Annotated in this window: 10 protein-coding genes; 6 read left to right on the top strand and 4 right to left on the bottom strand. The window is 32.2% G+C overall.

The annotated features are described in order from the left end of the window. The coding region (locus KA845_RS12660; protein WP_210128180.1) for a hypothetical protein at positions 1-893 on the bottom strand (893 nt) is incomplete at its 3' end. A gap of 194 nt (positions 894-1,087) precedes the next feature. On the opposite strand from KA845_RS12660, the gene KA845_RS12655 reads away from it, so the two are divergent. The 6 genes from KA845_RS12655 (at position 1,088) to agrA (ending at position 6,268) form a co-directional block, all read left to right on the top strand. After that, the gene (locus KA845_RS12655) at positions 1,088-1,717 is read left to right on the top strand and encodes a nitroreductase family protein (protein WP_210128179.1); all 630 of its coding nucleotides are present in this window, start codon (positions 1,088-1,090) and stop codon (positions 1,715-1,717) included. A gap of 256 nt (positions 1,718-1,973) precedes the next feature. Further along, positions 1,974-2,759 (top strand): carbon-nitrogen family hydrolase, encoded by a 786-nt coding sequence (locus KA845_RS12650; RefSeq protein ID WP_002509119.1) that lies wholly within the window; start codon positions 1,974-1,976, stop codon positions 2,757-2,759. 742 nt (positions 2,760-3,501) lie between these two features. Further along, positions 3,502-4,077 carry an accessory gene regulator AgrB gene (locus tag KA845_RS12645; protein WP_002509118.1) on the top strand — a complete coding sequence of 192 codons (576 nt, stop codon included), beginning with the start codon at positions 3,502-3,504 and terminating at the stop codon, positions 4,075-4,077. Further along, positions 4,074-4,211, top strand: coding sequence for a cyclic lactone autoinducer peptide AgrD (gene agrD / locus KA845_RS12640; RefSeq protein WP_103388381.1), 138 nt, complete (start codon positions 4,074-4,076; stop codon positions 4,209-4,211). Before KA845_RS12645 ends, agrD begins: the two co-directional genes overlap by 4 nt. A gap of 32 nt (positions 4,212-4,243) precedes the next feature. Continuing rightward, positions 4,244-5,539, top strand: a complete 1,296-nt coding sequence (gene agrC / locus KA845_RS12635) for a quorum-sensing sensor histidine kinase AgrC (protein WP_210128177.1) — start codon at positions 4,244-4,246, stop codon at positions 5,537-5,539. 12 nt (positions 5,540-5,551) lie between these two features. Continuing rightward, positions 5,552-6,268 (top strand): quorum-sensing response regulator AgrA, encoded by a 717-nt coding sequence (gene agrA / locus KA845_RS12630; protein ID WP_167868145.1) that lies wholly within the window; start codon positions 5,552-5,554, stop codon positions 6,266-6,268. Between the two features lie 68 nt (positions 6,269-6,336). Here agrA and KA845_RS12625 read toward each other — a convergent pair whose 3' ends face one another. The 3 genes from KA845_RS12625 to KA845_RS12615 all read right to left on the bottom strand — a co-directional run bounded on the left by KA845_RS12625 (position 6,337) and on the right by KA845_RS12615 (position 9,822). Beyond that, on the bottom strand, positions 6,337-7,299 hold the full coding sequence (locus tag KA845_RS12625; protein ID WP_167868146.1) for a carbohydrate kinase family protein: 963 nt from the start codon (positions 7,297-7,299) through the stop codon (positions 6,337-6,339). Beyond that, positions 7,296-8,780 (bottom strand): sucrose-6-phosphate hydrolase, encoded by a 1,485-nt coding sequence (locus tag KA845_RS12620; RefSeq protein ID WP_002509113.1) that lies wholly within the window; start codon positions 8,778-8,780, stop codon positions 7,296-7,298. The genes KA845_RS12625 and KA845_RS12620 overlap by 4 nt, the downstream gene beginning before the upstream one ends. Before the next feature lie 82 nt (positions 8,781-8,862). Continuing rightward, positions 8,863-9,822 carry a LacI family DNA-binding transcriptional regulator gene (locus KA845_RS12615; protein WP_103388377.1) on the bottom strand — a complete coding sequence of 320 codons (960 nt, stop codon included), beginning with the start codon at positions 9,820-9,822 and terminating at the stop codon, positions 8,863-8,865. Between the last annotated feature and the right edge of the window lie 129 nt (positions 9,823-9,951).

Here is a 9,951-nt window from a genome sequence, read left to right as displayed (position 1 = left end):
GGTTCTGTTTGTCCACCTCCACTTCCTGGTGCATCGTTTGGATACTCAGTTCCTGTGGTACCTCCATCTTGTGGCGGCTGAGGCTCTACACTGTCATCGGGTTGTGTGCTTGGTTGTTCTCCCGTCGTATCACCTGTTTGTGGTGGCTCTGTTTGTCCTGTCCCATCTCCTGTTGTATCGCTTGGATACTCAGTTCCTGTTGTGCCTCCATCTTGTGGCGGCTGAGGCTCTACATTGTCATCGGGTTGTGTGCTTGGTTGTTCTCCCATCGTATCACCTGTTTGTGGTAGTTCTGTTTGTCCTGTCCCATCTCCTGTTGCATCACCCGGATATTCACTCCCTGTTGAGTCTCCAGTTTGTGATGGCTCTGTTTGGGTATTGTTATCTAGCTGTGAACTCGGTTCTTCATTGGATACATTTCCAGAAGTATCTGTTGTATTTTCACCTTCTGTTGACTTCCCATCTTGTGATGTTGTGTCATCTTGTAATGTCGATTCACTGTCATTCATATCAGTATTCTGTGTTGACTGCTCTACTGCATCATTATCAGTTGTATATTCAGTTGAAACTGGCAATTGATTCTCATCTATGTCAGACGATGATATTGGAGCTGTTCTTATATTAGGTACTTCTGAAGATCCTGTCTTACTATTGTCAGGTTGAGCTAAAGCCGTACCTTCACTATATGGTTGTGAACTATTATCATTTATTGCCTTATCCACTTGATTATTATCATTATTATTTAAAGTATTAGTATCTGATATAGCTTGCTTGTCAGTGTAATCAGTTGTGTAGCCTGTCTCGGCATTTATAGGTGATGCTACTATAAAAGGGACACTTAACGATACTACCGCACTAGAAAGTGTATATTTTAATATAGTTTTATTTTGCACTAAGGCCACCTCCTAAATTACTAAAAGTTATTATACTTAGTATATTAGAAAACTGTTTATTTTTCATTAAAATTAAGACAATGAAAAGGAATATTAATATCTTTGAAAATAAATGTAAATTATAGTTTACAAACAAAAGTATATTTATTATACTAGGTATATATTATAAATTAACTGAGAGGTGCATTAAAATCATGGGTATCTTTAAAAGTAAAAAAAGTGAATTAGAAACATTCCAACAAATATTAGAAAACAGACGTACAATTTATAGTTTAGAAAAGGAAATTTCAATTTCTGATGATAAATTAGAAGCGATTATCGAGCATGCAGTTAAACATGTTCCATCATCTTTCAATTCTCAATCTACACGTATTGTTTTATTATTAAATGACAATCACGATAAATTCTGGGATATCACGAAAGATGAATTGAAAAAAGCTATGGGTGAAGATCGTGATTTCCAACCAACATCTGATAAAATAGACAACTTCAAACATTCTTACGGTACTATTTTGTACTTTGAAGATGAAACTGTCGTTGAAGGTTTACAAAATCAAATGCCAAATTATGCTGAAAACTTTGCAATTTGGTCATCACAAACAAATGCAATGCATCAATTTGCAATTTGGACTGCTTTAAGTACTGAAGGTATTGGTGTTTCATTACAACACTATAACCCACTAGTTGACGCAGCTGTAACTGAAACATTCGACATTCCAAAAACATGGAAATTGATGGCACAAATGCCATTTGGTAATATTCGTGAAGAAGCTGGCGATAAAGCATTTAATTCAATTGAAGATAGATTTTTAATTAAAAAATAAAATTGAAATTTAACTAAAGTCAAGTACCTACATAACTTGACCTAACAAAAATGACAAGTTCTATTGCAAAAATAGTTCTTGTCATTTTTGTTTTTCTTAAATTTTGTCAGTTTTTAACGCACGATTTAAATTTAATGAACATGATTTACTAAGTCACAATCTTATTTAACTTGTATTTTACCTAGTCATAGTAAACTTTGAAATTTGTCGGAATATTTAGTACATTTAATAAAACTAGATTACTAGAGGTGAAACTATGAATATCCAAATTTTTCAATTACAAATAGAACCTGCCAATGTGTCAACCAACGAAAAAAAAATTCAACATTGGTTTGAACAAAACCTAAATAGTGAAACAGATGTCGTAGTCTTACCTGAGATGTGGAATCAAGGCTATGCATTATCACAGCTAGATATTCTTGCAGATAATGATTTACAGCGCAGCTATAACTTTATTGCTCAACTTGCAAAAATGTATCAAGTAGATATTGTCGCTGGTTCTGTAGCTAATAAAAAAGATGGCAAAATCTTTAATACAGCTTTTACTGTGTTAAAAGACCAAACCTTAATCAACAGTTACGACAAAACACACTTAGTTCCGATGTTAGATGAACCTACTTATCTAACTGCAGGTTCAACAGTGCCTGAAAATTTCCAATTATCATCAGGTGTTGCTGTTACACAAATAATTTGCTATGACTTAAGATTTCCAGAACTATTACGTTATCCTGCACGTACAGGAGCTAAAATTGCATTTTATGTAGCACAATGGCCAGCAGTACGCTTAGATCATTGGCGTGCCCTACTCCAAGCACGTGCCATTGAAAATGATATTTTTATTGTTGCTTGTAATTCTTGTGGAGACGATGGAAACACTGAATACGCAGGACATTCTATGGTTATAAGTCCTAATGGAGAAATTATTGCAGAGGCGAGTAATTTAGAAAAACGAGTAAGTGTTACATTAAATATTTCTGAAGTTAACCAGCAACGTCAAAATATCCCAGTCTTTGATAATCTTAGACTAGATTTATATAAATAAAATAAAACCGTGAGCTTGGGAGGGACTCACGGTTTTGTAACTTATTATTAAGGGAATGTTTTTACAGTTATTTCTCTATCTATTTTTGGGGATGTTATTAATTATGAAAAAATTTAGTGAATTTACCGATTATTAAAATGATAAATTGAATGATGTTTACGATAGCTTACATGTTAATACTTAAATTACCTCTGTTATAGGTAATTTATTAATGACACTAGTATAGATTGAATCAAACTCAAATTATGAATACAGTTCTTATAGGGAAAGCTTAATAATTAAGCGAATTTCAAACTGTCTTCAAAATTAGTTCACTAAACCACCAAGAGTGTTAGTGATGTCTTTTGTCACAACAACAACCTCCTTTGTTTATATTACAAAGAAATGATTACTCTCTAATATAAGTATTGTTATAACTATACGAAGAAACAATTACGTATTTAGATTTCAACATTTATTAATCTTCTGCTCATTAAGAATAATAAATGACTAAGAGACTAGTAGTCTTGCTATTGAGTACTCAAATCACTTCTTTGTGATACAAATACATTTAACCATGTTTTTTTGAAAAAATGTTTAATAATGCCCAAGTCGTTCATTTTAGTGCTTAACTGTAGTGCAAATATGTTAAAATTAAATATATAGTAAACAGCAAACAGTTAAGGACTCAAATTATACAGATAGGCAATAAGACGCCTAAAATTTAATTTAAATTGTATAATGTCAGTAAGGAGCGAAACACATGTTAAATGCAATAGAAAAACGTATTGACCATTTAGCTAAATATTTACAGCAACGCAACAATTTAGATCACATTTCTTACTTGAAAATACGTTTAGGTATGCAAGTTTTTGTGGGCAATATTTTTAAGACTGTTGTAGCTTATGGTGTTTCAATCCTGTGCCACTTATTTTTTTACACACTGACTGTTCATCTAACTTACGTAATTATTCGAACATTTGCGCATGGTGCACATGCAAAATCGTCACTACTGTGTCATGTTCAAAACTTATTATTATTTGTTTTTTTACCTTGGATTATTGTTTATACTAAAGTTGATATTGGGCTTATGTATATACTAGCAATATTAGGTTTTATAATATTAAGTATATATGCCCCTTCTGCAACTAAAAAACAACCTATTCCAAAAAGATTACACAAGAAGAAAAAAGTGAAAACTATAGTTGTAACTTTGTTATTAATTATAGGCTCATTATTGTTCAATGCACCTTATCAACAATTGATTTTGTTAGGCATTATTATTATCGCTGTAACACAATTACCTATATTTTTCCCTAAGGAGGATGTTTCTACATGAACTTATTAAATTCATTTTTCAGTTTTTTCGCCAAGTTTTTCGAGTTAATCGGTACAGTCGCAGGTGTTAATCCTTGTGGTGGTTGGTTTGACGAACCTGAAGTTCCAGAAGAATTAACAAAATTATCCGAATAAATATTAGTATAAAGTAAGTGAGTGTGTAAAAAATGGACATTTTAAATTCAATTTATATTTCTACTTTTCAAATTATCGTATTATTTATTGTCTTGAAAATTATTAGCAATTTACAATATACTAAATGGGATTATATTTCTATGCTAGGGATTATAATCCCTTCAACATTTTTGTATAGTTTTTTTGGGACAAAAACTATTTTAATACTCGTAATCGCTACATTAATATTAATGTATATTAGAAATAAAATGCTTGGCCTTGTTTTAGCAACACTTGGTTTTTTATTATTATACATATCAAATTTCTTTGCAATGTGGATAACTACTTTAATGAATGACTACGTTAATAATAGTTATTTAATTTTAACTATATATGGCTTATCATTCGTAATATTTTCAATAATATTAGGATTTGCTACAAGATATTTTGTAATTAAATTATCTGCATCGATTTTATCACTTAATAAAGTTTATCTAACTCTCATTGGCATAATATTGTTAGCTACATTCACAATTCTATATATGTACATGCCGAAAAACATAATTTCATACGGTGATTTTAAATATTTAGCGGTCATTTATGTAATTTTTATTATTACGATAGCAATATTGATAGTTACAGTTTCTTTCAGCATTATACGTGAAATTCAATATAAACGTAATGTGAAAGAAGTAGAAAACTACTATAAATACACGCTACAAATCGAAAAAATTAATAATGACATGCGTAAATTCCGACATGATTATGTTAATATCTTAACCACTATGTCAGATTATATTAGGGAAAACGACATGGCAGGTTTACGCAGTTATTTTAATGATGAAATATTACCAATGCAAGATAGCATGCAAATGAACACTGTTAAGATTAATGGGACTGAAAACTTACGCGTAAGAGAAATCAAAGGCTTATTAACTACAAAGATTTTACAAGCGCAAGAAAAAAATATTAGTATCAGTATTGAAGTACCCGAGCCTATCGAAAAAATAAATATGCCTATTATAGATTTAAGTAGAGTCATAGGTATCATATTAGATAATGCAATTGAAGCATCTGAAAGTATTACGGAGGATGCATTAATACGAGTTGCTTTTATTAAAAACTCTGATATCTCAGTTACTTTTATCGTTATGAATAAGTGTGAGGATGATATCCCACGTGTACATACATTATTTCAAGAAAACTTTTCGACAAAGCGCGGTAATCGTGGTTTGGGCTTATTTACGTTAAAAGAAATCACAGACTCAAATGCTAATGTTCTATTAGACACTACAATTGAAAATGGCTACTTCGTTCAAAAAGTAGAAATACTAAATTCTCAGTCATAAGGATGTGATAACTTGAAAATTTTCATATGCGAAGATGATGTGAGGCAGCGAGACAGTATGGTGTCTATTATTGATAACTATATTATGATTGAAGAAAAGCCAATGGAAATTGCATTGGCCACTGGAGATCCTTACGCAATTTTAGAGGAAGCAAAAAATCAGCAGGGCGTTGGTTGTTACTTTTTAGATATCCAACTCGATGCAGATATCAATGGCATTAAATTAGCAAGCGAAATTCGAAAGCATGACCCAGTGGGAAATATCATATTTGTTACAAGCCATAGTGAGCTCACTTATTTAACTTTCGTCTATAAAATTGCTGCGATGGATTTTATCTTTAAAGATGATCCTGAAGAACTAAAAGCTCGCATTATCGATTGTATAGAAACGTCTGAAACACGCTTAAATCTTTTATCGAAAGATAGTAGCGTTGAAACGATAGAACTTAAACAAGGCAGTAATTCGGTGTATGTTCGCTATGATGACATTATGTTTTTTGAATCTTCATCTAAATCACACCGCTTAATTGCGCATTTAGACAATCGGCAAATTGAATTCTACGGTAACTTAAAAGAACTCAGTCAGTTAGATAATCGATTTTTCAGGTGTCACAATAGTTTCGTAGTGAATCGCCATAATATTGAATCCATTGATTCTAAAGAACGTATCGTTTATTTTAATAATCAAGAATATTGCTATGCATCAGTTCGAAATATAAAAAAAATATAAAAAATGCTGGAACATCAATGAAGTTCCAGCATTTTTTATATTAAAGTTGATTAGATTGCCAATAACAACTATTGAAGTCCTTTTTCCACTTCTGTTAAAGTTGGAATACTCTCAATAGCACCATATTTAGTAGTTACTTGTGCTGCCACAAAATTACTGAATTTCAAAATACTCGCTCCATGTTGTTGTAAAGCATCTGCTAGATTTTTAGCATCATATGTTAATAACTTACTAATTGCTGCACCAATAAATGCATCTCCTGCACCTGTTGTATCAATTGGTGTGACTTCAAATCCTTCATGACTTTGTACTGAACCATCTTTTAAATGTATTTCAGAACCAGCTGCACCTTTAGTATAGATAACCGCTTCTACATTACCTTGAAATAGCCACTTAAGTGCAGCTTGTTCATCAGTATATCCCGTAATAAAAGTTAACTCTTCATCTGAAATTTTTACAATGTGTGCACGTGGTATAAATTGACGAATAGCTTGTTGACATTCTTCTGCACTATCCCACAATGGCAAGCGAACATTAGGGTCAAAAACTATTGTCCCCCCTGCTTGATGAAATTGGTTAATCAATGTTTCATGTGCGATTTTCATATCACTTTGTACTAAATCAACAGAGCAAAAATGTAATATATCTTCCTCAGTTACTGTAAGATCTGTTAAATATTCAGATTTGTATAACATATCTGCTGAAGATTTACGATAAAAAGAAAATTCTCTTTCTCCGTCTTGAGTTAAGCTCACAAATGCTAATGCTGTATTCGCTTCATCTGTACGTCGTATAAATGATGTGCCTACACCTATATCATCTAATGTTTCAACAATAATATCACCAAAAGCATCATCGCCTAATTGTGTTACCATTTCAGCATGTCCGCCCAACTTCTGTACTGTACTTGCAACATTACAAGGTGCACCTCCCACTTGACGTGAAAAGGTTTCAACATCTTTTAATTTTGTATCTGTTGTGCCCGGTATAAAGTCGATTAACGCTTCTCCAATAGCATATAATTTTCTCATTGTTCCCCTACTTTCAAATCATATTTTGTAAGTTGCAGATAAACTTGACCCGATTCTGTTGATACCTTAATACCATCTGCTTGTTCTGTTGGAAATATACGTGATGTTAATACTCGTTCACCATCATTACAAAAAATTTCAATACTAGAAGTATCTACAAAAATTTGTAGTTGACGCAAAGGCGTATCTAACGTAGTACTGCGCGTAGTACCCATAACTGGCTCTGGTAATAAACCACTGTCAGTACGATCTAAAGTAAGTTTGTGCGTTTTCGTATTATAACTGATTAAAGTACTACAATTTTTGTTTTTGCGTAATTCAAAATATATTTCTGTTGCTTCATTTTCTAAAATATCAATTATTAACTCGTATTGAGTCCCATCATATGGTTGCAATTGTCTTGTGAATTTGTTGGCATAACCTAATGCCGTTTCTTTATTAAATCTTAATTGCTGTAAAGCTTTAATTGGTCGTTGCTTAAGTTCACCTTGTTCAATTGTCAATTCACGAGGTAGTGTAAAACAATGTGCCCAACCGTCTTCATCAGTTGGATAATTGATCTCTGGTAAGCCCATCCAACCTATTAAAATACGTTGACCGTGTTCATCTATAAATGTTTGTGGTGCATAAAAATCAAATCCGTGATCTAATTCAATAAAATCACCATGATTCATCGTCATAGTAGTCAAATCTAATTGACCCATTATATAGCCTGATTGATAGATGTTGTTAAATTTTTCTCCTTGTGCTTCAATACCTTGTGGGCAAAAAAGTAACATGTCAAAACCGTCTAAATTAAAATAGTCGGGACATTCCCACATATAACCAAACTCAGTTAATTGTGTAGTTAAGTCACCTAAAAGTTCCCAATTGACGATATCATTAGATTTATAGATTAATGCTCTACCATTTAATACTTCATTTTGTGCACCTATAATCGCATAATAACTTTCATTGTGTTTAAAGACTTTAGGATCTCTGAAGTGTTGAGTATAACCCTGTGGTGGCTGACTTATAACTGGTTTTGGAAATTTTGTTATAGTCCCATCTTCATTCATTTTGGCAATCATTTGGCTTGAATGACGATTCCACTCATCATCACGATGGTTTCCGGTATACATGTAATAAAGTTGTTGGTTGTATTCAAAGGCACTACCACTATACACACCATGGCTATCCGCGATAGTATCTGGTTTTAATATCGGACCTTGAGGTTCAAAATGTACTAAATCTTTACTTGTAAAGTTGAACCAATATTTTAATCCATGTACAGCACCTAATGGAAACCATTGATGAGATAAGTAGTACATCCCATTAAAGTAAATTAAACCATTGGGATCATTCAATAAACCTGTTTGGGGTTGAATATGGAATATTTGTCTATATTTAGAAGCACTGACTTGCTCTTGTAATTGATGTAATTCTTCATGTGAAACATCTTCATATCGCTGATAACGGTCTTCTCGACTCCACTCACTCATTGTTAATATTCCTCCTCATCTTAATACATATTCATTTTAGCATGTTTTTCACATTTTGTGGTACCGGTTCCATTTAATAACTTTATTTAAAACTAAGTTCTACATCTATAAGAATTTTTTCTTCAACTGATTGTTGTTTTATGAGTTTATCTAATTGAGACATCGCTACTTCACCAGCGGCTTCAAAATGATAAATTACAGTATTAATCACCGGTGATACTAATTGGGTCATTGGATCGCCCCCAAAACCAACTATCATACGCTGATCAAATGATAATTGATGTTCAGTGCAAAATTTATGAACTGCAAGGCCAATAGCATCTGTGGCGCCAATAATAACATCGTAAGAATGATCTTTATGTAATTCAGATTGCACGTCAATCATGGCTTCATTAAAATTAAATGATGTCGTTGTAACATCAGGCGTTACATGGTATTGCTTCAAACCATCAATTAATCCATTTTTTCTTTTTATTCCCACAGCAGTATCGTGTTCAGTAACACTAAAATACTTAATGTGACGATAACCTCGTTGACCAATTAAATCACCAACAAGATATCCTGCATGGTAATCATCGTGTACAATGCAATGGAATGATTCAAAATGTTGGCCTACAATAACGACAGGGACATTAATTTTATTAATGACCTCTAAATGTTTATCGGTTAAATCAGTAGCCATAAAGATAATGCCATCAACCTTACTGCGATAAAATGTTTCTAATGCATCGATTTCTAATGCTGGATCTAAATTAGTATAATTAAGTAATAATCTATAATTCAAACTATCACATAAATTTTTCACACCTTTAATGGTCTCATCTACTGCATATGAATTCATTCTCGGTATAATAGCACCTATCATGTTTGTTTTATGTGCTCTTAAACTTTGAGCAAATTGATTGGGTTGATAATCATATTGTCGAATAATAGCATCTAATTTCTCTTTAGTTTTTCTACTCACAGAACCATTGTTTAAATATCTAGATACTGTACTTTTAGATACACCTGCAATTTTTGCAATATCTGCTATGTTCTTCATATTTACTCACTTTCATTTATGTACTGTATTTGCACTTTAAACTATATTTTATCATATTGTAATCGCTTAAAATATAAAAATACATCGATTTATAAATAGAACAGAACCTTTAAAGTATTTATGTAGACT

This window comes from Staphylococcus sp. GDX8P114P-2 (assembly GCF_017892945.1).
GTDB lineage: Bacteria > Bacillota > Bacilli > Staphylococcales > Staphylococcaceae > Staphylococcus > Staphylococcus arlettae.
Note: the sequence above shows the minus strand (reverse complement) of the source record. Positions and strands in the feature narration are given on the sequence as shown.

Bases quoted from the DNA above. Each gene is read 5' to 3' on its own strand.
- KA845_RS12655 (WP_210128179.1), top strand. From the start codon at position 1,088: ATGGGTATCTTTAAAAGTAAAAAAAGTGAATTAGAAACATTCCAACAA.
- KA845_RS12650 (WP_002509119.1), top strand. From the start codon at position 1,974: ATGAATATCCAAATTTTTCAATTACAAATAGAACCTGCCAATGTGTCA.
- KA845_RS12645 (WP_002509118.1), top strand. From the start codon at position 3,502: ATGTTAAATGCAATAGAAAAACGTATTGACCATTTAGCTAAATATTTA.
- agrD (WP_103388381.1), top strand. From the start codon at position 4,074: ATGAACTTATTAAATTCATTTTTCAGTTTTTTCGCCAAGTTTTTCGAG.
- agrC (WP_210128177.1), top strand. From the start codon at position 4,244: ATGGACATTTTAAATTCAATTTATATTTCTACTTTTCAAATTATCGTA.
- KA845_RS12625 (WP_167868146.1), bottom strand. From the start codon at position 7,299: ATGAGAAAATTATATGCTATTGGAGAAGCGTTAATCGACTTTATACCG.
- KA845_RS12620 (WP_002509113.1), bottom strand. From the start codon at position 8,780: ATGAGTGAGTGGAGTCGAGAAGACCGTTATCAGCGATATGAAGATGTT.
- KA845_RS12615 (WP_103388377.1), bottom strand. From the start codon at position 9,822: ATGAAGAACATAGCAGATATTGCAAAAATTGCAGGTGTATCTAAAAGT.